Raw genomic sequence first — 21,501 nt, 5'->3', positions numbered from 1 at the left:
GCCGATGCCGTCGCTCATTCGTTTGGGCGGCGGCATCGTCGTATGAGCTGGGTACGCTGGCTGAGGAGACGAGACTCTGCCCCATGGGAGCAATCATGAGCGCCGCACCCGAGCCCAGGCTTGAGAAGCAGCGGTACCGGTGGCCCGTCCCGCCCGAGGGCGGATGGACAGCGGACGACCTCGACCGGATCCCGGGCCTCCCGCCCCACACCGAGCTGATCGACGGGAGTCTCGTCTTCATGAGTCCGCAGCGGAAATTCCACACCCGCACGATGTGGTTGCTGGAGCAGGCGCTGCTCGCGCATCTGCCGCAGGATCTCGATGTCGACCGGGAAATGACCATCAGGATCGACAAGCGGAATCGCCCGGAGCCCGACATGGTGGTCTACCGGGCTGAGGCCGACACCGGAGCCGACCAGACCTGGTACGAGCCCGAGGACGTCGTCCTGGTCGTGGAAGTGGTGTCACCCGACTCCCAGGACCGCGATCGCGACGTCAAGCCGCGCAAGTACGCAGCCGCCGGAGTCGTTCACTTCTGGCGGGTGGAAGCGGACGCCGACGGTCTGCCGATCGTGTACGTGTACGAACTCGACCCGGCCCGGCAGGCGTACACCCCGACGGGCATCTACCACAACAAGCTCAAGCTGGACGTTCCGTTCCTGATCGAGGCGGACCTCACCCGGATCTACAACCGCGGCAGGTGAGGGGCGCGTCCCCCGAGGACGGTTCCGCGCAGCCCATCCCTCCCCGTACCCCTGGCCACTTGCGGCAACCGGCGGTAACTTCCGATCCCGTACGTCCTGGGAGCCACGAGGAGCCGCCATGTCCGAGCCCACACCCGTACCCGTGGACCAGCTCCACTTCGCGATGCCGCCCGTCCACGAATCCGTGGCCGACGAGCGTGCGTACCGCAAGGAACGGCTGGCCGGGGCGCTCCGGCTGTTCGGGGAGTACGGGTACGAGGACGGGGTCTGCGGGCACATCACCGCGCGGGACCCGGAGTTCTCCGACTGCTTCTGGGTCAACGCCTTCGGGGCCACGTTCGCCGGGCTCGCGCCGGACGAACTGATCCTGGTCAACGGCGAGGGCCAGGTCGTCGTGGGGCGCCACCACGTCAATCAGGCCGCGTTCGCCGTCCACGCGCAGGTGCACCGGGCCCGCCCGGACGTCGTCGCCGTCGCCCACACCCACTCCGTGCACGGGCGGGCCCTGTCCGCGCTCGGCGAGCTCATCGAGCCGATCACCCAGGAATCCTGCGCTTTCTACGAAGACCACGTCCTCTACGACGCGTACACCGGGGTCGTCGTGGACGAGGAGGAGGGGCGCCGGATCGCCGCCGCGCTCGGCGGGCACAAGGCGATCGTGCTGCGCAATCACGGGCTGCTGACCGTCGGCGATTCGGTCGACGCGGCCGCCTGGTGGTTCATCGCGCTGGAGCGCTCCTGCCAGGTGCAGCTGGCCGCGCGGGCCGCCGGGAAGCCGGTGCTGATCGAGCACCCGGACGCGCTCGCCACCCGTGAACAACTGGGCAACGACCTGGTGGCCTGGATCAACTACCAGCCCCTGTGGCGCCGGATCAGTCGCGCGTTCTGAGGATTCGGTCGCACATTCGGTCGATCGCCGCCCGGGGGCCGCCCCGATGCGGTCCGGAGCCCCGTCGTACGGCACAATTCGCAGCAATCGCAGCAGAGTTGGCTGTACCGGGGCTTGAAAGGGCGGCGTTCCCAGTGGCGTTGGACGAGGCGAGGGCGGGCAGCACGCACGGGGGCGGCTGCACGTGCGGCGACTGCCCGCACGGGGCGCGCGAGGGCCATCGGCGCGCGGTGGCCGCGTTCCTGGCCAAGCGGGACGAACTCGCCGCCGGGCAGGGGCTGCCGCCCGGGGTCGCGCAGTCCGCCTCGGCGACCCGGCAGTGGGTGTCGGACGAGCTGACCCAGTCCGCCAGGACCGTCGCCGAACGGGGCCGGGAGGCGGGCGAGGCCTGGCTGTACCGGGTCTGGCGGCGCACCCTGATCGCGGTGTGGGGAGGCGTCGCCCTGCTGGTCATCGGTGAGGCCGTCACCGCCATCGGAGCGGGCTGGACCAACGCCCGCACGGCCGGGCTGGTCGCCGGACTCGTCACCGCGGGCCTGCTGACCGGCGCCGCCCATGTCCACCGCGCCCGGGGCGGCCTTCTCGCCCCGCTGATCGGCGAGGACCACCGGCTCTCCACCTCCCGGGCGGTCGCCGCCTCCTGGGTCCTCCTCGCGGTCTTCTCCGTACTGGTGCTGGCGCTCCAGCTGGCGGGCGCCTCCCGCCCCGGCGAACGGGACGAGCTGATCGAGGGGCTGGACCTGGCCCGGGGCGCCGGGGTGGTGACGGTGCTCGCGCTGGTCTGCGCCGTCGCCGTCGTCGTACGCCGGGTGGTGACCGTACGGACGCTGTCCGGGCGGCTCCAGAAGCTGCGGGCCGTCCGGCCGCGCGCCGCCGATCTGCTCACCGACGACTCCGGGCGGGGCAGCTTCACGGATGTGCAGTACGTGCTGGTGAGCACCGTCGCCGTGCTGTTCGCCGCGGTCCGCCTCGCCCGCCGGCCCGAGCAGTTGCCGGACCTGCCCTGGGGCCTGGCGCTGCTGGTGACCGTCTCGGCGCTCGCCTACTTCGCCGGGAAGTACGCGGAGGGCGGGCGGCCGGTGATCCTCTCGGTGGTCCGGGCCCGCGAGGCCGGGGACCTGGACGCACCGGTCCGCACCGGCGACGACATCGAGATCCGGGGCGCGGGCTTCGTGCCGCCCGGCGCCGGGACCCCGGAGCGGCTGGCCCGCCTGGTCGTCCGGATCGGCCGGGTCCATGTGCATGTGCCGCTGATCCCGGTCGCCGGAGGCTTCGCCAACCCGACGGACGGCGTGCTCACCGTGCCGGTGCCGGTGGAGGTCGAACCGGGGGTGGTGGAGGTGCAGGTGGTGACCGCCGCCGGGGTGGAGACGAACCGGGTCGAGATCGATGTGACGGACTGACAGCCGCGCTCCGGCCCCTGCCACGCCGGACCTCGCGACTCCCGGGCCCCCTGGCCCGGCGACCGCCCAGGCCGGCGGCGGAATCCGGCCGGAGGTCCCACCGGGTGAGCAGCGCGGTTCCCGCCTACGTATCGTCTGGTGACGGGTCTACGGAAGGCGGTGCAGCCACATGCAGGGGTACGGAATGAACGTACGCGGTCTGGGTGAGTCGAGAGGGCTCAAGGACTTGGCGCGGGAGCATGCCCTGTTGCCGCTGCGGATCTTCCTCGGCGTGACCTTCGTCTACGCCGGGCTCGACAAGCTCACGGACAGCGGCTTCTTCCGGGCGAGCGGCGCCGGCTCCATAGGCGAGACCATGCACGCGGTACGGGACTCCTCCGCGATCCCGGCCCTCGTCGACCTCGCGCTGAAGAGCCCCGGCGCCTTCGGGTACGCCATCGCCATCGGTGAACTGCTCGTCGGCCTCGGCACCCTCGTCGGGCTGTGGGCACGGCTCGCCGCGCTCGGCGGGGCGCTGATCTCGCTGAGCCTGTGGCTGACCGTGAGCTGGCAGGTCTCGCCGTACTACTTCGGCAACGACCTGGTCTACCTCATGGCCTGGCTGCCGCTGCTGCTCGGCGGGGCCGCGGCGTTCTCCGCGGACGCCCTTCTCGCGTCGCGGCGGCGACGGATCCGGTAGTTCACCCAGGTCGCGGTGGCGGCAAGCCAGAGGCCGCCGAAGAACAGCGGGAAGAAGAACACCCACGGGGCGTCCCAGAACCCCGCGGCGTCCGCCGCGTATCCCGCCGCCAGCGCGAGCATGACGAGGCCCGCCACCGCCCGCCCCGGACGGATCTCATGACGCAGCACGGGTGACCTCCACCTGTCCGATGCCGACTTCGAGAGTGAGCTCCACCGTGCCCGCCGGCCTGCTGCCCGGGGACGGCGGCAGCGTCCGGTGCTCGTTCTGCGACGGCCTGATGTCCACGTCGACCGGCGCCTCGCCGGCCGGGGCCGCGCCGGGCCGGCTGACCGGCAGGGTGATGTCGCCGAGGCTCGCTCGCGCCTGCACCTTCACCGTCACCTCCTTCGGCACGACCACGACCACGCGGCCGGCCCCCACGCCCACTTCGGTCGCGAGGGTCTCGCCCCGGGGCACCTCGATCCCGGTGAGGTCCAGCCGGGCCACCCCGGTGCCCAGCTCGTACCGCGGCTGGACGGCGGCCACCGAGGCGGGGCGCCAGCCCTCGCGCACCCACTGGGTCGAGATGTCCTTGGGCAGCGCGGAGGCGCACGCCAGCAGGACGGCCGTGACCATCGACAGCATGACCGTGCCGAACCCGGTCCGCCCCAGGAACGCGCTGACCAGCATGCCGAGCCCGAACACCGCGAGCGCGGCGGCCAGGCCGAACTGCAGGCTCGTACCGAGCGGCTGGGACTCCCAGCTCAGCGAGGTGCCCAGACCGCCCGCGATCAGCGCGAACAGGAACACCACACCGCCGATCGAGGTCGGGCCCCTGGTGCCGGCCTCCGGCCGGGGCGTGCGGAACGGATCCTTCGGCGCGGCACCCGCGGGCCGGGCCGAACGGGGCGGGACCACCGTGTCGGCCGGACCCCACAGATAGCCCGCGCCCACCGGCCCCGTCGTACCGTCCTTGACGATCGGGTCCCGCCACCACGACGGGCTGCCCGGCGTCGGCGGCGCCTTCACCTCGGGGGGCGCGTCCGCCACCGCCTGCGCGGTCGCCGGATGCAGCGGGTCCTCGGGCGCCGCGGTCCTGCGGTGCTGCGTCCACACGGCGAATCCGACGACCGCGAGCGACAGCATCGCGGAGAACGCCAGGGTGCCGCCGTTGCCCAGCATCGACAGGAAGAGACCGCAGCCGATCAGCGCGAGCAGCACCGCGATCAGCGACGCCCCCTCCACCCGGCCGGACAGCAGCCTGCGCGCCTCGTTCTCCTCCTCGCCGTCCACCGGGACGAGCAGCCAGGCGAAGCCGTAGAAGATCAGCCCGATGCCGCCGGTCACGGACAGCACACCGAGCACGATCCGGAAGATCACCGGGTCGACGTCGCAGTACCGGCCGAGCCCGCCGCACACCCCGGCCACGACCTTGTGCTGCGGACTGCGCCGCAGCAGCGGGGCCGGTTCGGGGGGCGGAGCGACACCGGGGGCGGTGTCCTGGGGAACGGTCATGGCTCCATGGTGACGGGCCGGGAGCCCGTCCGGGACCCGAGCCGACCCTGGCCGATCCCTGATATTGGCCCGCCGCACCCCTGAGGGCGGTCCCGGCCCCGGGCTCTCAGGGTCGATTCGGGGGCCGACCCTGATGCCTCCACCCGTACGGACATGTGACGATCGGGGCATGCCAGCCGCCACGAGCCGAGCCGCCAGCTCCCGCAACCCCGCTCCGGAGGAGCCGCCGCTGCGCAGGCTGTACCGCAGCGCCGACGGACGGCTGCTGGGCGGCGTCGCGCGCGGCCTCGCCGGGCATCTCGGGCTGCCCGTCGTCTGGGTGCGGTTCGTCTTCCTCGGCCTCTTCTTCGCGGACGGCCTCGGAGCGCTGCTCTACGCCGTGTTCTGGATCGTCGTCCCGCTCGGCGTCGGCGGCGTCGAGGCACCGCGCTCGGTCTTCGAGACCGCCCCGGACGGCAGCCGCCGGCTCCGCAAACCCGACCGGGGCCAGGTCTTCGCCCTGATCGCGCTGCTCTTCGGCGCCATGATCTTCGTCGGCAACGTCGACATGGGCAGCGGGGCCAACCGCTACATCTGGCCCACGCTGCTGATCGGTGCCGGTTCCGTACTGGTGTGGCGGCAGGCCGACAACGCCCGGCGCGCCCGCTGGATGGAGGTCGGCAGCCGCCGCCGGGTGCTGCACCTGGCCCGGGGGCTCGCCGGGGTCGCCCTGGTCGGCCTGGGCCTGGCCGTCTTCATGGTGGTACGCGGCTCCGCGGCCCAGCTCGGCAACGTCATGACCGCGGCCATCGCCGTCCTCACCGGCATCGCGCTGCTGGCCGGCCCCTACCTCGTCCGCATGACCCAGGACCTCTCCGAGGAACGCCTGATGCGCATCCGGGCCCAGGAGCGCGCCGAGGTGGCCGCCCACGTCCACGACTCGGTGCTGCACACCCTCACCCTGATCCAGCGCAACGCGGAGGACGCCGGCGAGGTCCGCAGGCTCGCCCGCGCCCAGGAACGCGAACTGCGCAACTGGCTGTACAACCCCGAGGGGACCGGCAAGGACGAGGACGACGAACCCGAGACCCTCGCCGAAGCGGTCAAGCGCGCCGCCGCCGAGGTCGAGGACAAGCACGGCGTCCCGCTGGAGGTGGTCGTCGTCGGCGACTGCCCGCTGGACGAGAAGCTGGCCGCGCAGATGCAGGCCGCGCGCGAGGCGATGGTCAACGCCGCCAAGTACGGTGGCGAGGGTGGCGCCGTGCAGGTCTACGCGGAGGTCGAGGGCCGTACGGTCTTCGTCTCGGTGCGCGACCGGGGTCCGGGATTCGACCTGGACTCCGTACCGGGGGACAGAATGGGCGTACGAGAATCGATCATCGGCCGGATGCAGCGCAACGGCGGTACGGCGCGGCTGCGTTCGGTGCCCGGTGGGGGCACGGAAGTCGAGCTGGAGATGGAGAGGGCGAGCGATGACCAGGACCACTGAGGCGACCGACGGCCCGGAGCGCCGGGTACGGGTCGTGCTCGTCGACGACCACCGGATGTTCCGCACCGGCGTCCAGGCCGAGATCGGCCGCACCGAGGAGACCGGCGTCGAGGTGGTCGGCGAGGCCGCCGACGTCGACCAGGCGGTCACCGTCATCACGGCGACCCGCCCCGAGGTCGTCCTCCTCGACGTGCACCTGCCCGGCGGCGGCGGCGTCGAGGTGCTGCGCCGCTGCGCCCCGCTGATGGGGGCGGTCGAGAACCCGGTGCGGTTCCTGGCGCTGTCCGTGTCGGACGCCGCCGAGGACGTCATCGGCGTCATCCGGGGCGGCGCCCGCGGCTATGTCACCAAGACGATCACCGGCGCCGACCTGGTCGACTCGGTCTTCCGGGTCCAGGACGGCGACGCGGTCTTCTCGCCCCGGCTGGCCGGCTTCGTCCTCGACGCCTTCGCCTCCACCGACGCGCCGCCGGTCGACGAGGACCTGGACCGCCTCACCCAGCGCGAGCGCGAGGTGCTGCGGCTGATCGCCCGGGGCTACGCCTACAAGGAGATCGCCAAGCAGCTCTTCATCTCGGTGAAGACGGTCGAGTCGCACGTCTCGGCGGTGCTGCGCAAGCTCCAGCTCTCCAACCGCCACGAGCTGACCCGGTGGGCGACGGCCCGGCGGCTGGTCTGAGTACGCCGGCGGGCGTCGGGAGGCGGTCCCGTCAGGCCGGTTCGAGCGAGATGTTCAGCTTCTCGCCGATCCTGCGGAAGCCGATGCCCGCGTAGATCCGCTCCACATCGGCGTCGCCCGGCTCCAGCCACACCACCCGGCAGCCGCGCTCGAAGGCGGTCGCGGTCAGATGCGCGGAGAGCGCGGCGCCGATGCCGCGGCGGCGGTAGGCGTCGGCGACGGCGAGACCGGCCAGTTCGGTGAGGCCGTCGACCGGGACGGAGCAGCCGCCCGCGCCCGCCGGTACGCCGTCGACCATGGCGAGGGCGGCGACCCCGCCGTCCCGGGCCGCGGTGCGCAGCCAGTCCGCCACACCGGCCTCGGGTTCGCCGGTGCCGCCGTATCCGTGGTGCTGGACGAGCGCGGCGGCGGCCAGCTCCGCGTCGGTGGCCGGTTCGGTGATCGTGAGGGAGTCCACCTGCTTCGGCGTCAGCAGGCCGTCCGGTGCGCAGGCCATGATCGGGGCCCGGTTCTCGACGGTGAACCCGGCGGCCAGCAGCGCGGGTTCGACCGCGGGCGCCGCACCGGGCAGGAACTCCAGCCGGGGCAGCCGGTCGTGCTCGCGGAACGCCGCGACCAGTGCGTCGAGATCGGCGGGGGTCGGCTCGGCGTCCTGGTCGGGTATGGCGTAATTGGCGTACTTGATCGACCAGTTGGGGTTGTGGCGCACCGTGAAGGGCCCTACCCGGAGGTGGTCCGGGGAGCGCTGGGCGAGCGTACGGGCGTGGTTCTGGACCTCGGCGTCCATGGTCATGTGGGGTGGTCCTCCGGCCGGTTGGGCGACGGTGGGCCGGTCCGATGGCGGTCCGGCCCGAAGGCAGTTGCTCCGATGGCGGGTCGATCCCGATCGGAGCCGGAGCCTATGCCACCCGGGTGGCCCCGGCGAAGGGCATTTGGTCGATCGGTGCGATCCGGACCGGTGACCCGGTGCGCGGGGCGTGGATCATCTGTCCGTTGCCGATGTACAGCCCGACGTGGCTGATGCCGGAGTAGAAGAACACCAGGTCGCCCGGCGCGAGTTCGGAGCGCGATACGCGCTGCCCGGCGTTGATCTGGGTGTACGTGGTCCGGGGGAGCGAGACACCCGCGGAGCGCCAGGCGGCCTGGGTGAGACCGGAGCAGTCGAACGAGGAGGGGCCGGTGGCGCCCCAGACGTACGGCTTGCCGAGCGCCCCGTACGCGAACGCGACGGCCTCGGCGGCGCGGGCGTTCGGCGCCCGGACGGGGCCGCGCGCTGTGGAGCGGTCGGCGCGGTCGGCCGACCCGTGGCCGGCGTTCTCGTAGGCGGTGCGCTCGGGCGGGGTGAGCCGGTCGAGCAGCCGCTGTGCCTCGGCCAGCTTGGTGGTGATCGTCGCCTTGTGCTTCTTCAGCTCGGCCCGGCGGGAGGTGAGCGTGGCCAGCTCCTCCTCGGCCTGCGAGCGCAGCGTGGCGATCTGGGCGACCTGCCGCCGGACCTTGGCGAGCGCGGCGGCCTGGCGGTCGCCGATGCGGTCCACGTACGACGCCCGTTCCAGGTACTGGTCGGGGTCGGAGGAGAGCGCCAGCTGCACGGAGGTGGAGAGGCCGCCGGCGCGGTACTGCGCCGCGGCGAACGAACCCAGTGCGTCACGAGAGGCGTTGAGGCGATCGGTCCGGCGGGCGGCCTCGTCGCGCAGGGTGTCGAGGGCGTGCTCGGCGGCGGTCGCCTTCTCCTTCGCGCCGTTGTACTGCTCGGTGGCGACCTCCGCGTCGTGGTACAGCCGGTCCACCTCGGCCTTGACCTGGGCGGGGGTGCGCTGCGGGTCGGCGTGCGCCGGGCCGGGCAGGGCGGCGGCGGTGGCGGCCCCGGCGAGGGCGAGGGTCGCCGCGGTGCGGGCAGCAGGGCCGGTGTACAAGCGCTGCTTGGGTTTTCGATGCGCTGCCACGAGGGCGTGCGTCCTTCCTGACGACTGCCCGCCGGGGGATACCGGTGGGCCCGCCACAACTCTCGGCGGGGCGACCGGTGCACCGTCCGCGTACGGAGCGGCGGCGATCCGGTCGTCTGGTCAGCGACGCTAAACCCGGGGCACCGGCAGGAGTCGTAATGACGCTTATTGTCCGAACTTGGCGCGGCGCTGTCGTCGAACGATCGGAAAAATTACGCCAGAGTCAGGCAATTAGTACGGAAGCGAGTGAAGTGACCGGGAAGCGGCGAAGGCGCACCTGCCCTCCGAGCGGTGATGTGGCCGGGGCTAGGCTGCGGCCTCATGGACGTACTCATTCATGTCTTCGTCGCCCTGCACATCATCGGTATCGCCTCCCTGCTTGGCGGTTTCCTGACCCAGATGAAGGCGATGGGCGCGGGCACGGCCCGGTTCGTCCCGGCGATGCTGCACGGTGCGCTGACCATGCTGGTCACCGGTGTCGCACTGGTCGGGCTCAACCAGGCCGACGGCAACCACGTCAACAACATCAAGATCGGCGTCAAGCTGCTCGTCCTGATCGCCGTCCTCGCGCTCGTCTACGTCAAGCGGGACGAGGAGAAAGTCGACAAGGGCGCCTTCGCGGCGGTGGGCGGGCTGACGCTCCTCAACATCTTCATCGCCACCCTCTGGGTCTGATCCCGCCCGCGGCGCCGCCCCGGCACCGGGGCGGCGCGGGCGCGATTCCCTACGCGGGCCGCACGCTCCCGTAGATCGGCATGTAGTAGATCGACTCCTCGCGCACGTTCGCTCCGGGCTTCGGCGCGTGGATCATCATCCCGCCGCCCTTGTAGATGCCGACGTGGCTGATGTCGTCGTAGAAGAAGACGAGGTCCCCCGGCCGCAGGTCCGCCGTGGCGACCCGGGTGCCGATCTCGACCTGGTCCCACGTGGTGCGCGGGATGTCGACCCCCGCCGCCTTCCACGCGGCCTGGGTGAGCCCGGAGCAGTCGTACGACGCCGGGCCCGTCGCGCCCCAGACGTACGGCTTGCCGATCTGGGCCCTGGCGAAGGCGAGGACCTGCTCCGCCTTGGTGGTGGCGCCGCTGTCCGAGCCGGTTCCGGTGCCCGTCCCCGTACCGCTGCCGCTCCCTGACTCCTTCGCGGCCTCCTCGGCCTTGCGGTCCGCCTCGGCCTGCTGCTTCGCCAGCTCCTGGGCCTTGCGCTTGGCCTCCGCCTCCTTCTTGCGCTCGATCTCCGCGAGCCGCGCCTTCTCCTCGGCGGTCAGCTTCGACAGCAGCGTGCGCGCCTCGCCCAGCTTCGTCTGGACGTCCTGCTTGCTGGTGCGCAGCGTGGCCTGCGTCGTCGTCAGCGTCTCCAGGCTCCGCACCGCCTCGGCGCGCTTCTTGGCCGTCTTGGCCTGCTGCGTACGGAAGTCCGTGATCGCCTTCTGCTGCCGGCTGGTCATCCGGTCCATCAGCTGGCTCTGGTCGAAGTACGACTGCGGGTCGTCGGCCAGGAAGAACGTGGCGCTCGGCGCTATGGAACCGTTGCGGTACTGCGCGGCCGCGTAGGTGCCGAGCGTCCTGCGGGCGTCGTTGAGCTTGTCGGCGCGCTTGGCGACGTCGTCCAGCAGGGCGTCGACCTTGGCGCGCTGGGCGGCGGAGGCTTCCTTCGCCTGGTTGTACTGCTGGGTCGCGGTGCCCGCCTGCCGGTAGAGGTCGTCGACCTTCTTCTGGACGTCCTCGACGCTGGGCTTCGGATCGGGCGCGGCCACCGCGCTCTGCGTGGAGAGCAGGGTCACGGACGCCAGGGCCGCCGTGGTGAGACCGATGGCCGGTGTGGTGGTGCGCACCAGGGTGCGCGGCTTGCGATGGGATGCCAAGGCCGGCATCTCCTTCCGTGGACCGCCTACCGGGTTAGCTGTCGGGTTCGGGCGGAACGGAAGGCTGCCCTACGGTCCGAGTGGGGGATAAGGACCGATTCACCCCGGTACTGCGTATGGGTCCCCGGTTCCGAACTGCCGTGGGGGCAGCCCGGATTCGGCGCAGGCGCCCGCTCGGCGTGGTTCGCCTCAAGGGGGTACGGGCCGCCCGGTCGAGCACGCTAGCCAACCCATGGTGCTGCTGGGAAGGTTGATGTTCGATATGCCCGATACGTTTTCGTTACCTGACCGCGACGGGTGGCGGAGGCCCGGAATTCCTCACGTGGAGTGGGTGGCCGGTCCCGCTGCGTGTTTGCCGCCTTCTGTGTGGTTGGCCATGCGGCCTCCGGGTGTCGGCGCGGCCGCCTAGACTCGACAAGCGATGAGCAGCCTCTTTGACGACAGCTTCCTGGCCGGCCTCCAGCACTCGGAGGAAGAGCCCCCGCCGCCCCCCGAGGACTCCGCACCCGAAGCGGTGCCGGAGGACCTCTTCGCGGGCGTGTTCGACGGGCCCCCGCCGCCCAGGGACGCCTACTACCGCGACGGCGCGCACCGCCCCGTCATCGACTCGGCGGCGCTCCTCGACGGGCTGAACACCGAGCAGCGCGCCGCCGTCGTCCACGCGGGCTCCCCGCTCCTCATCGTCGCCGGGGCCGGCTCGGGCAAGACCCGGGTGCTGACCCACCGGATCGCCCACCTCCTCGCGGAGCGCGGGGTGCACCCCGGCCAGATCCTGGCGATCACCTTCACCAACAAGGCCGCGGGCGAGATGAAGGAGCGCGTCGAGCAGCTCGTCGGACCGCGCGCCAACGCGATGTGGGTCATGACCTTCCACAGTGCGTGCGTACGCATCCTGCGCCGCGAGTCGAAGCGGCTCGGCTTCACGTCGTCGTTCTCGATCTACGACGCCGCCGACTCCAAGCGGCTGATGGCCCTGGTCTGCCGCGATCTCGACCTGGACCCGAAGCGCTTCCCTCCGAAGTCGTTCACGGCCAAGGTCTCCAACCTGAAGAACGAGCTGATCGACGAGGAGACCTTCGCCGGCCAGGCCGCGGACGGCTTCGAGAAGACCCTCGCCCAGGCCTACGCGATGTACCAGTCCCGGCTGCGCGAGGCCAACGCGCTCGACTTCGACGACATCATCATGACGACGGTCCACCTGCTCCAGGCGTTCCCGGATGTCGCCGAGCACTACCGCCGCCGCTTCCGGCACGTCCTGGTCGACGAGTACCAGGACACCAACCACGCCCAGTACACCCTCGTACGCGAGCTGGTCGGCCCGGCGGGCGAGGGCGACGCCCCGGCCGAGCTGTGCGTAGTGGGTGACGCGGACCAGTCGATCTACGCCTTCCGCGGCGCGACCATCCGCAACATCCTCCAGTTCGAGGAGGACTACCCGAACGCGATGACGATCCTCCTGGAGCAGAACTACCGCTCCACGCAGACGATCCTGTCCGCCGCCAACGCGGTCATCGAGCGCAACGAGAGCCGCCGCCCCAAGAACCTCTGGACCAACGCCGGCACGGGCGCCCGGATCACCGGCTACGTCGCCGACACCGAGCACGACGAGGCGCAGTTCGTCGCCGACGAGATCGACCGGCTCACCGACGCGGGCGACGCCAAGGCCGGTGACGTCGCGATCTTCTACCGTACGAACGCGCAGTCCCGCGTCTTCGAAGAGATCTTCATCCGCGTCGGCCTGCCCTACAAGGTCGTCGGCGGCGTGCGCTTCTACGAGCGCAAGGAGGTCCGGGACATCCTGGCCTACCTGCGCGTCCTCGCCAATCCGGAGGACACCGTCCCGCTGCGCCGCATCCTCAACGTGCCCAAGCGCGGCATCGGCGAGCGCGCCGAGGCGATGATCGACGCTCTGTCGATGCGCGAGAAGATCACCTTCCCGCAGGCGCTGCGCCGGGTCGACGAGGCGTACGGCATGGCGGCCCGGTCGGCCAACGCCGTCAAGCGGTTCAACACGCTGATGGAGGAGTTGCGCACGATCGTCGAGTCGGGCGCGGGTCCCGCGGTGGTCCTGGAGGCCGTCCTGGAGCGCACGGGCTATCTCGCCGAGCTCCAGGCGTCCACCGACCCGCAGGACGAGACCCGGATCGAGAACCTTCAGGAACTGGCCGCCGTGGCGCTCGAATTCGAGCAGGAGCGCGGAGCGGCCGGCGAGGAGGGCGCGGACGCGGCCGCGGGCACGGCCCCCGGCACGGGCACGCTCGCCGAGTTCCTGGAGAAGGTCGCACTCGTCGCCGACTCCGACCAGATTCCCGACGAGGACGAGGACGGCTCCGGCGTCATCACGCTGATGACGCTGCACACCGCGAAGGGCCTCGAATTCCCGGTCGTCTTCCTGACCGGCATGGAGGACGGCGTCTTCCCGCACATGCGGGCGCTGGGACAGGTGAAGGAGCTGGAGGAGGAGCGGCGCCTCGCCTACGTCGGCATCACCCGGGCCCGCGAGCGGCTCTACCTGACCCGGGCCGCCATGCGCAGTGCGTGGGGGCAGCCCTCGTACAACCCGCCGTCGCGGTTCCTGGAGGAGATCCCGGACCAGCACCTGGAGTGGAAGCGGACCGGGCCGATGGCGGCACCGGCCGGACCGACGTCGGGGATCACCTCGTCGCTGTCCTCGTCGCGTTCGCGCTCCGGGCCCTCGGGCTTCGCCACCCGGCGTACCTCCGACAAGCCGACGGTCACGCTGGCCGTCGGGGACCGGGTCACGCACGACCAGTTCGGGCTCGGCACGGTCACGGCGGTCGAGGGCATCGGTGACCAGGCGAAGGCCACGGTCGACTTCGGCGACGAACGGCCGAAGAAGCTGCTGCTGCGGTACGCGCCGGTCGAGAAGCTGTAGACGGGGCGAGCGAGCGGGCGGGGGTTTTGGCCCCCGCCCCGCCGGGCTCGGGTCTCAGGTGGGGTTGACGCCGTGGCTGCGGAGCCAGGGCAGCGGATCCACTGCAGCTCCGCCACCGGGGCGCACCTCGAAGTGCAGGTGCGGGCCCGTCGAGTTCCCGGTGTCGCCCGAATACGCGATGACGTCACCGGCCTTGACCGGGCCCGAGCGGATCTTGGTGGCGCTGAGGTGGCAGTACCAGGTCTCGGTTCCATCGGCCATGGTGACGATGGCCATGTTCCCGTAGGCGCTGTTCAGCTGGGTGCGCACGGTGCCGTCCGTCGCGGCCATCACGGGCGTGCCCTGCAGGACGGGGAAGTCGATGCCCGTGTGCACGGACATCCAGTTGACGCCGGCCTGGCCGAAGTACGCGCTGAGGCCGTGCCGCTCGACCGGCATGACGAACTTGGGGCGCAGGGCCTCCTTGCGCGCGGCCTCTTCCTCGCGCTTCTTCTTCTCGGCGGCCTGCCGCTCCCGCAGGTCGATGCGCTCCTGGGTGCGGCTGGCGCGGTCGGCGAAGTTCTCCGCGTCGGCGCTGAGGTTGGCGAGCTGGGTGTCCAGCTTGTTGTTGGCGGCGACCGGCTTGACGGAGCCGGGGTCGGCCGCCGCCATGGTGGTGTTGTCGTCCTTCTTGTCCTCGCCGCCCAGCCCTCCGACCGAGGCCGCGGCGATTCCGGCCACGCTCATCACGCAGGCGGAGGGGATGGCGACGGTGAGGAGCGCGGAACGCTTCGCGGGGGAACGCCGCCGGCTGCGGCCGGCGCCGCCGCCGCGGGTTGCGGATCGGCTGACGGAGCGGCGCGTTTCGGGCGCGGCCTCCGAGACGTCCGTGATGGCCGCGACGCTGATGGTGGCCGCGGCATGGAGATCGTCCGCTGCCGCGGCGTCTGCTGCGATGTCGTCCGTGTCGGCCGCGATGCCCGCGTCAGTCGTGCTGTCTGCGGCAGTGGCGGCGGCATAGGGCGCGTACGGGTCGTAGAGGTCGTAGGAGCCCGGGTCGGCGTAGGTCTCATGGGTTCCGAGCGCCTCATGTGCCGACTGCGCCTCGTAGGAAACCTGTGCGGTTTCCGTGGTTTGCGCGATTTGCTGCTCGTGCTCGGGCGTGGCGCCGGTGTTCCAGGCGGTGGCGTCGTACACGCCGGAGTCGTAGAGGGCCGTTTCGCCCGTGGCCCACGGGGCGTTCGTCTGCCAGCCGCTGGTGTCCCACTGGCCCGTGGCGTCCGGGGCGCCGCCCTGTGCCGGGATCCCGGCGAACGTGGCGGTCGCGGTGGCCGTGGCCGTCTCCGTGCCGTAGTCGGCCGAGGGCGTCCAGGTGGCCGTGGTTTCGTACGTCGGCCCCGCCTCGTACTGCTGCTGGGGCTGCGCGGGGTACGCGGTGCAGGCGTCGTACGAGGTGGTCGGGTGCGCGCCTGTGTCCCACTGCGTGGAGTCGTACTGGCCGCTGTACCCGGACTGCCCGGCGCCGTAGCCGCTGCCGTACACGCCGTCGTGGCCGCCGGGGAGCGAGCCGAAGAGCGGATCGCTGTCGAAGCTGCCGGTCGCATCACTGTCGTATCCGGCGTACCCGGCGTGGGGGTGCTGGTCGTTCACCAACTTCTCTCTCGCCTCGGCAGCAGGACCTGTGCTCTGGAGTCCGGCGGGGGATCCCAGGGGGAGCAGTGGCCGCGACTGTACCCGGCGGTACGTGACGCCGACAATCTTCGGCGGGCATGGGCGGCTCAGGAAACGGGCAATCGGCCGTCTTTCGACGGACTGTGCACACAGCCTTGGCCTTTTGTTCGAAACCCGTTCTATTTGTGGGGTCTCTGCCGGCTCCGCGGGCCCGTCCGGCTCCGCCGGTTCACGCGGCTCCTATGGTGCCGGTGGCCTCGGCCGTCGGTTCGCGGGATTCCAGCGCCTGCCGTACGGCGGCGGCGACGGCAGGATGCACCGGCAGCGCGAGATGGCCGATCCCGGTGACGCGTACGTTCCGCGCGTCCAGGTCCGGATGGTCGATGCAGGCCGCCTCGGCCGGGACGATCACCCGATCGAGCTCGCTCCAGAAGCTCACGAACCGGGTGCGGCAGCCGGGCGCGGGTCTGCGTAGCTCCTCGATCGGCGCGGAGCCCGTACGCATCTGCCGCACGATGGGATGGGCGCTCGCCAGGGGGGCGACGGCCGTGCCCCCGTGCGGTGTACCGAGGGTGATCAGCGTACGGACCCGCTGGTCACCACCGAGTCGCTGTACGTAGTAGCGGGCGATCAGACCGCCCAGGCTGTGCCCGACGATGTCGACCTCGCGGTGTCCGGTGCGGGCGCAGATCTCCTCGACATGCCGCCCGAGCAGTTCGGCCGCCGTCCGGACGTCGCAGGTCAGCGGTGAGTAGTTGAGCGATTCCAGGTGGCGCCAGCCGTGCCGGGCGAGGCAGCGGCGCAGCAGTACGAAGACCGAACGGTTGTCGATGAAGCCGTGCAGCAGCACGACCGGGAGGTGCTCGTAGTCCTCGGCCGGGAGAGCGGCGGCCCCGGCCGGGGCGGGGGCGACGAGGGGCGCGCCGGCTTCGGAAGGCGCGGTGGCGCAGGGGGGTGTGGTCTGCGGCCCGGCGGGGCGGGGCGCGACCCGCCGTTCACCCGGGATACCGGTGGGGTAGATGAGTACATGCCCGGCGAGAACCGCCAGTTCCAGTGCGGTGGCCTTCAGCAGCGCGGAAGACAGCCGGACGGTGGGGCGCGGACAGGGTCGGCGCAGCAGCGGGGGGAGAAAAGGCAGGTCCTTCATGGCCGACCTCCTGCTTCGGCAGGCGGGGGAGGCGGCTCCGGCCCCGGATGCCCTCTCATGGGGCGCCGTCACGAAGGCGCGGCCGGCCGGATCGCTGGACCGGCCGGGCCGGCCGTACCACCGTGCCGCGCGGCTGACGGCGCGGTGGTACGGCAACTGCGTAGCGGCTCCCCTGGCGGCCGGTCCCGCACGGCAGGTCTGCCGCGTGATTACGGGAACGGCGCCCGGTGAACATGTCCCACGTGTGATTTCCCCCTCCCCGTCCACCGCGAAACGACGGCTTGCGGGATGCTGTAGATAACGTTCGTTCACATCCCCGGCCCTTCAGGCACGGGAGACGCATGTGGAGGCAGTGATGGGTGTGACCGGTCCGATCCGTGTGGTGGTGGCGAAGCCGGGCCTGGACGGCCATGATCGCGGGGCCAAGGTGATCGCGAGAGCGCTGCGCGATGCGGGCATGGAGGTCATCTACACCGGGCTCCACCAGACGCCCGAGCAGATCGTGGACACCGCGATCCAGGAGGATGCCGACGCGATCGGCCTCTCGATCCTCTCCGGTGCGCACAACACGCTCTTCGCCAAGGTGATCGAGCTGCTGAAGGAGCGGGAGGCGGAGGACATCAAGGTCTTCGGCGGCGGCATCATCCCGGAGGCGGACATCGCACCGCTGAAGGACCAGGGCGTCGCGGAGATCTTCACCCCGGGTGCCACGACGACGTCGATCGTCGAGTGGGTCAACGCGAACGTCCGCCACCCCGCGGAAGCCTGACCCCTGTCGGTCCCGGGCGTCGCTCTCGGGCCTGCCCCGTCCCGGCCTGCCCCGGCCCGTCGCGTTCCCGTGTCGTGTCGCGTCGCGTCGCGGGAGGGGCGGGCCCCATCCGGCCCGATCTGCCGTCGGCCTCGTCAGGCCGGGGTCAGCTCCGAGTCCATCGCCGCGCGCAGCCGCAAAGTGGAGACCAGCCGTTGGAAGGCCTCGGACCAGTAGCCGTTCGCGCCCGGTGAGGCGTTCTCCGGTTCGTCCGGGGTAGTGGTGAGGACCTCCAGGCGGTCCGCCTCGGCGGGGTTCAGACAGCGTTCGGCGAGGCCCATCACACCGCTGAAGCTCCAGGGGTAGCTGCCCGCGTCCCGGGCGATGTCCAGGGCGTCGACGACCGCGCGGCCCAGCGGCTCGGCCCAGGGGGTCGGGCAGACCCCCAGGAGCTGGAAGGCCTCCGACAGTCCGTGCGCGGCTATGAAGTCGGCCACCCAGCCGGCCCGTTCGGCCGCCGGGAGTAGACCGAGGAGCTTCGACCGTTCGGCGAGCGATGTGGTGCCGGGGCCGTTCGACGGAGGTACGGAGGGGGCGCCGAGCAGCGCGCGGGCCCACTCGGGGTCCCGCTGCCGCACCGTCGCCCGGCACCATGCCGCGTGCAGTTCCTCGGCCCAGCCGTCCGCGACGGGCAGGCCGACGACCTCCCGGGCGGAGCGGCCGGCGAACCGCGCCGGCCAGGTGGCGAGCGGGGTCGCCTCCACCAACTGGCCGAGCCACCAGGACCGTTCCCCTCGTCCGGAAGGCGGCGCCGCCACCACGCCGTCACGCTCCATCGCGGCGTCGCATTCGTGCGGTGCCTCCACGGCGATCGAGGCCTCGTCGCCGGTGAGGTCCGGGCTCACGCAGGACAGCGCGCGGGCCGCCATCCGGCCGGCGAACGCCGACTCCGGCAGGGCGGAGAGCAGTTCGGCGGCTGTCGAGCGGACATTTCGGCTTCGGTCGGAGAGTGCCTGTTCCAGGAAGGGCTCGTCGACCGCGGACAGTCCGGTGCGCAGCGAGTCCAGGAACATCAGCCGGTCCTCGGCCCGCTCGGTGGCCCAGGTGGTCGCGAGCAGTGCGAGCGCCGCCGAGGGATCGTGTGCGCGAACGGCCCCGAGCAGGGCGACCCGCTCGGCGAACAGCCCCTCCTCCCACAGCCGGGTGACCGCTTCCGGCTCCGTCGGCTCGGGCAGCGACGAGCCGCCGGACGAACCGCGCAACGCGAACTTCCACTCGGGGTTCAGCCCGGCCAGCCAGAGTCCGCGCGGCCCGGCGAAGGTCAGGGCCTGCGGCCGCAGGTCCGTCCGGGCCCTGGCCGCGTCGAGCAGGGCGGGGAGCAGCGCGGCCGGGGCCCGGAAGCCACGCTGGTTGGCGGTGGCCAGCCACTGCGGGATCAGCTCCGTGAGGTCGGGCGCCGTACCGCGACGGCCGCCCGAGCCGCCCGATGCCGACCGGTCCGCCAGCAGTTGGGCGAGCCTGTGCCGGGCGGCCGGGGGCAGCGGCGGCCGCGGGTCGACGGGAGCCGGTGCGGGCCGGGCGGCGGGGGCGGCGGGCAGCAGGCCCGCCCTGCGCCGCACGGTGTGGAGCGCCGCCGCGTCCAGCAGCCCGGCAGGGCCGCCGTCTCCCGCCGCCGGGCGGCGGTCGGTGCCGAGCAGCGCCGTGGTGACGAGCTCGTCCCACGGTGCGGGCGTGATGGTGCGCGGCATCGGTCCCCCTTGCATTGATCCCCCTGCGGGTTTCGATTCCATCGTCAGATGAGCGGCACGGTCCCGGCCGCCGCGTCGGCACGACCGATCCCGGCATCGGCTCCGGTTCCGGGGCCGGCTCCCGCTCGGGTTCCGTTTCCGGCTCCCGTACCGTCGTCGGGCCCGTCGGACCATGCCGCGAACGGGTCGAAGCCGCGGTGGCCGCATTCGCCGAAGACCGTGACCGGCGAGCCGCCGGAGAGCGCGACGAGCTTCCACAGCCCGGGCCGGGACAGAGCCGCCGGGGCGATGGGCAGAGCCGCATCGCCCGCCGCGTCCGCAAGTTGCCAGCCGTCCCCGGACGGCACGGGTATGACGTCGCGCAAGGTCACCGGCCAGGCGTCCAGCCAGGGGTCCTCACGCAGGGCGTCTCCGTACGCGCGCGTCGCGGCCGCTGCCGTGTCGCCCGGTGGCGGTGTGCCGGTCGGCGAGGGCACACCGAACTGCCGGTCCAGCTCTGCCCGCAGCCGGCCGGAACCTGGATGAGGTGTCAGCTCGGCGTCGATCGTGACGCCCACCGGCAGTGCCAGGCCGGGGGAGCGCCCGGCCGCTCCGAAGGAGAGCAGCAGTGCCGTGCGGCCCGTCTCCTTCCCGTACAGCCAGATGCGGCGGGCGACGATCTTGCCGTCCGGGGTGTCGTACTGGGCGAGGACCAGCCAGTGGTCGCGGATCGGCGGGCCCTCGGCGGGGGCCGTCAGCCCCACCCGGGTACGGACCGTGGCCGCCAGCGGCTCCGGCAGCCGGTCGATCCCCAGCCAGGCGCTGTCCAGCAGATGCAGCAGCGCACACTCCTCCAGCAGCCGGGCCGGCCAGCCCGGACCGGATGCCGGTATGGAGCCCAGCTCCCGCACTCGGGCCGCCAGTCCGGGCGCCTGGGCGTCGACCATGCGGGCCGCCGTCTCCTCCCAGAGCCCGTACCCCGGCTGATCGGCTGCCGCCAGCCCCCCGCGCAGCAGATCGGTCAGCCGCTCCTTCAGCTCCTGCGCACCGCCGGTGATCCGCTCGGCCCGGCGCTCGGCCCGCCGCCGGGCGGCCTCCGGGTCCGCCGGGCCCGTGGGCGGGGCGCCATCCGCCCCCGTACGCTGCTCCGCCTTCTCGGCCGACCGGTCACGGCGGCCCGTCAGCCATTCTCCGGCCCAGTCGGGCACCTCGGCCCCGGGCAGGGCCGACTCGCCCGACGCCCAGGCCAGCAGCAGGCCCAGCACGTGCTTGCACGGGGACTTCCGGCTGGGGCAACTGCACTTGTACGCGGGGCCGGTGGTGTCGATCACCGTCAGATACGGCTTGCTCCCGCTCCCCTTGCACTGTCCCCACACCGCACCCGAGCCGTCGCACCCGCTGCCCGACCACGGACCGGCCGCACCGAGCTTGCTCCCGGCCTTGCGTGACGCCTCGTCGGGAGCAAGGGCCAGTACCTGCTCCACCGTCCAGCGCGCCACCGGGCCGGCGGTGCGCAAGGATTCTCCCCCGTGAGATAGCAGCATGGGAATGACGGTAGAGCGCCCCACTGACAATCACTCTGACCTGCTGATTCGTCGTCACGCACGCATCTTGACTTTACTCGTGCTTTGCGATTCGCTGCGATTGACCGAACCATGGATCCGGGGGGCCGACCGATGAGCCACACAGTTCGCAACACCCGCAACACCCGCAGCGTCCGTAACCTTCGCTCCGTCCGGACCGCCGCCTGTGCGGCCGTCGTGCTCGGCCTCGGCCTGGGCCTCGCCGGCTGCTCCGGGACGGCCGACCAGGTGGACAAGGCCGTGGACGGGGTTGTGGACGAGACGTACGAGGTCACCTACGAGGTCACCGGCACGGGCGTCGACGAGATCCAGTTCCACGGCGGCGGGGGCAAGGCGATGGAACCGAAGATCGAGACGGTCGAGTCGCCCACCCTGCCCTGGCGGAAGACCGTCACCCTGCGCGGGATCATGCCGCCCGCGGTCATGCCGATCGCCGTCGACGCGAACGGGGCCGACATCTCCTGCTCGATCACGCACAAGGGAAAGGTGATCAAGGAGGCGAAGGGCGAGGGCATGCTCGCCGCGGGCGGCTGCGTGGCCGTCTCGCCGGTGGCCGGCTGAACCGTCGGCCCGCAACTCTTCGCCCGCGGCCGGGAAATCGGCCCTGACCTGAGGTCGGGGCCGATT

The 21,501-nt window shown here is 72.0% G+C and carries 18 protein-coding genes and 1 riboswitch; of the genes, 10 read left to right on the top strand and 8 right to left on the bottom strand.

The genetic code is table 11. The annotated features are described in order from the left end of the window. Nucleotides 1–95: 95 nt before the first annotated feature. From ACIRJP_RS07815 to ACIRJP_RS07800, 4 genes are all read left to right on the top strand, one after another. Nucleotides 96–704, top strand: coding sequence for a Uma2 family endonuclease (locus ACIRJP_RS07815; RefSeq protein ID WP_404169544.1), 609 nt, complete (start codon nucleotides 96–98; stop codon nucleotides 702–704). A gap of 118 nt (nucleotides 705–822) precedes the next feature. Beyond that, nucleotides 823–1,593 (top strand): class II aldolase/adducin family protein, encoded by a 771-nt coding sequence (locus ACIRJP_RS07810; protein ID WP_404169541.1) that lies wholly within the window; start codon nucleotides 823–825, stop codon nucleotides 1,591–1,593. Between the two features lie 134 nt (nucleotides 1,594–1,727). Further along, nucleotides 1,728–2,996, top strand: coding sequence for a hypothetical protein (locus ACIRJP_RS07805; RefSeq protein ID WP_404169538.1), 1,269 nt, complete (start codon nucleotides 1,728–1,730; stop codon nucleotides 2,994–2,996). 169 nt (nucleotides 2,997–3,165) lie between these two features. Further along, nucleotides 3,166–3,675 (top strand): DoxX family protein, encoded by a 510-nt coding sequence (locus tag ACIRJP_RS07800; protein WP_376418433.1) that lies wholly within the window; start codon nucleotides 3,166–3,168, stop codon nucleotides 3,673–3,675. A 156-nt stretch (nucleotides 3,676–3,831) separates the two neighbouring features. On the opposite strand, the gene ACIRJP_RS07795 is transcribed toward ACIRJP_RS07800, so the two are convergent. Beyond that, entirely contained in the window at nucleotides 3,832–5,172 is a 1,341-nt protein-coding gene (locus ACIRJP_RS07795) for a PspC domain-containing protein (protein ID WP_404169534.1), read from the bottom strand. A gap of 169 nt (nucleotides 5,173–5,341) precedes the next feature. Between ACIRJP_RS07795 and ACIRJP_RS07790 the strand changes: the two genes are divergently transcribed. Next, entirely contained in the window at nucleotides 5,342–6,640 is a 1,299-nt protein-coding gene (locus ACIRJP_RS07790) for a PspC domain-containing protein (RefSeq protein WP_404169531.1), read from the top strand. Next, nucleotides 6,624–7,319 (top strand): LuxR C-terminal-related transcriptional regulator, encoded by a 696-nt coding sequence (locus ACIRJP_RS07785; RefSeq protein ID WP_404169528.1) that lies wholly within the window; start codon nucleotides 6,624–6,626, stop codon nucleotides 7,317–7,319. Before ACIRJP_RS07790 ends, ACIRJP_RS07785 begins: the two co-directional genes overlap by 17 nt. Before the next feature lie 31 nt (nucleotides 7,320–7,350). Here ACIRJP_RS07785 and ACIRJP_RS07780 read toward each other — a convergent pair whose 3' ends face one another. Continuing rightward, nucleotides 7,351–8,112 (bottom strand): GNAT family N-acetyltransferase, encoded by a 762-nt coding sequence (locus ACIRJP_RS07780; RefSeq protein ID WP_404169525.1) that lies wholly within the window; start codon nucleotides 8,110–8,112, stop codon nucleotides 7,351–7,353. A gap of 106 nt (nucleotides 8,113–8,218) precedes the next feature. Further along, entirely contained in the window at nucleotides 8,219–9,262 is a 1,044-nt protein-coding gene (locus tag ACIRJP_RS07775) for an NlpC/P60 family protein (protein WP_404169522.1), read from the bottom strand. A gap of 321 nt (nucleotides 9,263–9,583) precedes the next feature. Between ACIRJP_RS07775 and ACIRJP_RS07770 the strand changes: the two genes are divergently transcribed. Continuing rightward, nucleotides 9,584–9,937, top strand: coding sequence for a hypothetical protein (locus ACIRJP_RS07770; protein ID WP_404169519.1), 354 nt, complete (start codon nucleotides 9,584–9,586; stop codon nucleotides 9,935–9,937). A gap of 49 nt (nucleotides 9,938–9,986) precedes the next feature. On the opposite strand, the gene ACIRJP_RS07765 is transcribed toward ACIRJP_RS07770, so the two are convergent. Continuing rightward, nucleotides 9,987–11,132 (bottom strand): NlpC/P60 family protein, encoded by a 1,146-nt coding sequence (locus ACIRJP_RS07765; RefSeq protein ID WP_404169516.1) that lies wholly within the window; start codon nucleotides 11,130–11,132, stop codon nucleotides 9,987–9,989. Continuing rightward, nucleotides 11,131–11,296: riboswitch (cyclic di-AMP (ydaO/yuaA leader) on the bottom strand. It overlaps the preceding gene by 2 nt. Before the next feature lie 248 nt (nucleotides 11,297–11,544). Here ACIRJP_RS07765 and pcrA point away from each other — a divergent pair. Next, nucleotides 11,545–14,019, top strand: coding sequence for a DNA helicase PcrA (pcrA, locus tag ACIRJP_RS07760; protein WP_404169513.1), 2,475 nt, complete (start codon nucleotides 11,545–11,547; stop codon nucleotides 14,017–14,019). Between the two features lie 54 nt (nucleotides 14,020–14,073). Here pcrA and ACIRJP_RS07755 read toward each other — a convergent pair whose 3' ends face one another. Further along, nucleotides 14,074–15,648, bottom strand: a complete 1,575-nt coding sequence (locus ACIRJP_RS07755) for a M23 family metallopeptidase (protein WP_404169510.1) — start codon at nucleotides 15,646–15,648, stop codon at nucleotides 14,074–14,076. A 250-nt stretch (nucleotides 15,649–15,898) separates the two neighbouring features. Continuing rightward, on the bottom strand, nucleotides 15,899–16,816 hold the full coding sequence (locus ACIRJP_RS07750) for an esterase/lipase family protein (RefSeq protein WP_404169507.1): 918 nt from the start codon (nucleotides 16,814–16,816) through the stop codon (nucleotides 15,899–15,901). 355 nt (nucleotides 16,817–17,171) lie between these two features. On the opposite strand from ACIRJP_RS07750, the gene ACIRJP_RS07745 reads away from it, so the two are divergent. Further along, nucleotides 17,172–17,585, top strand: coding sequence for a cobalamin B12-binding domain-containing protein (locus ACIRJP_RS07745; RefSeq protein WP_351255716.1), 414 nt, complete (start codon nucleotides 17,172–17,174; stop codon nucleotides 17,583–17,585). 134 nt (nucleotides 17,586–17,719) lie between these two features. On the opposite strand, the gene ACIRJP_RS07740 is transcribed toward ACIRJP_RS07745, so the two are convergent. Continuing rightward, on the bottom strand, nucleotides 17,720–19,312 hold the full coding sequence (locus ACIRJP_RS07740; protein ID WP_404169504.1) for a DUF5691 domain-containing protein: 1,593 nt from the start codon (nucleotides 19,310–19,312) through the stop codon (nucleotides 17,720–17,722). 44 nt (nucleotides 19,313–19,356) lie between these two features. Beyond that, the gene (locus tag ACIRJP_RS07735; protein ID WP_404169501.1) at nucleotides 19,357–20,835 is read right to left on the bottom strand and encodes an SWIM zinc finger family protein; all 1,479 of its coding nucleotides are present in this window, start codon (nucleotides 20,833–20,835) and stop codon (nucleotides 19,357–19,359) included. A 132-nt stretch (nucleotides 20,836–20,967) separates the two neighbouring features. Here ACIRJP_RS07735 and ACIRJP_RS07730 point away from each other — a divergent pair, with 132 nt between their 5' ends. Next, a complete protein-coding gene (locus ACIRJP_RS07730) occupies nucleotides 20,968–21,435 on the top strand; it encodes an MmpS family transport accessory protein (RefSeq protein ID WP_404169498.1) in 468 nt (155 codons plus the stop codon). Nucleotides 21,436–21,501: the final 66 nt, after the last annotated feature.

Source organism: Streptomyces sp. NPDC102437, assembly GCF_044765565.1.
GTDB lineage: Bacteria > Actinomycetota > Actinomycetes > Streptomycetales > Streptomycetaceae > Streptomyces.
The sequence above is the reverse complement of the archived record's forward strand: the minus strand, read 5'-3'. Positions and strand labels throughout refer to the sequence as shown.

Excerpts from the sequence above, each read along its gene's own strand:
- ACIRJP_RS07810 (WP_404169541.1), top strand. The coding sequence starts at position 823 with ATGTCCGAGCCCACACCCGTACCCGTGGACCAGCTCCACTTCGCGATG.
- ACIRJP_RS07750 (WP_404169507.1), bottom strand. The coding sequence starts at position 16,816 with ATGAAGGACCTGCCTTTTCTCCCCCCGCTGCTGCGCCGACCCTGTCCG.
- pcrA (WP_404169513.1), top strand. The coding sequence starts at position 11,545 with ATGAGCAGCCTCTTTGACGACAGCTTCCTGGCCGGCCTCCAGCACTCG.
- ACIRJP_RS07765 (WP_404169516.1), bottom strand. The coding sequence starts at position 11,132 with ATGCCGGCCTTGGCATCCCATCGCAAGCCGCGCACCCTGGTGCGCACC.
- ACIRJP_RS07790 (WP_404169531.1), top strand. The coding sequence starts at position 5,342 with ATGCCAGCCGCCACGAGCCGAGCCGCCAGCTCCCGCAACCCCGCTCCG.
- ACIRJP_RS07780 (WP_404169525.1), bottom strand. The coding sequence starts at position 8,112 with ATGACCATGGACGCCGAGGTCCAGAACCACGCCCGTACGCTCGCCCAG.
- ACIRJP_RS07735 (WP_404169501.1), bottom strand. The coding sequence starts at position 20,835 with ATGCTGCTATCTCACGGGGGAGAATCCTTGCGCACCGCCGGCCCGGTG.
- ACIRJP_RS07800 (WP_376418433.1), top strand. The coding sequence starts at position 3,166 with ATGCAGGGGTACGGAATGAACGTACGCGGTCTGGGTGAGTCGAGAGGG.
- ACIRJP_RS07815 (WP_404169544.1), top strand. The coding sequence starts at position 96 with ATGAGCGCCGCACCCGAGCCCAGGCTTGAGAAGCAGCGGTACCGGTGG.
- ACIRJP_RS07795 (WP_404169534.1), bottom strand. The coding sequence starts at position 5,172 with ATGACCGTTCCCCAGGACACCGCCCCCGGTGTCGCTCCGCCCCCCGAA.
- ACIRJP_RS07785 (WP_404169528.1), top strand. The coding sequence starts at position 6,624 with ATGACCAGGACCACTGAGGCGACCGACGGCCCGGAGCGCCGGGTACGG.
- ACIRJP_RS07740 (WP_404169504.1), bottom strand. The coding sequence starts at position 19,312 with ATGCCGCGCACCATCACGCCCGCACCGTGGGACGAGCTCGTCACCACG.
- ACIRJP_RS07770 (WP_404169519.1), top strand. The coding sequence starts at position 9,584 with ATGGACGTACTCATTCATGTCTTCGTCGCCCTGCACATCATCGGTATC.
- ACIRJP_RS07745 (WP_351255716.1), top strand. The coding sequence starts at position 17,172 with ATGGGTGTGACCGGTCCGATCCGTGTGGTGGTGGCGAAGCCGGGCCTG.
- ACIRJP_RS07730 (WP_404169498.1), top strand. The coding sequence starts at position 20,968 with ATGAGCCACACAGTTCGCAACACCCGCAACACCCGCAGCGTCCGTAAC.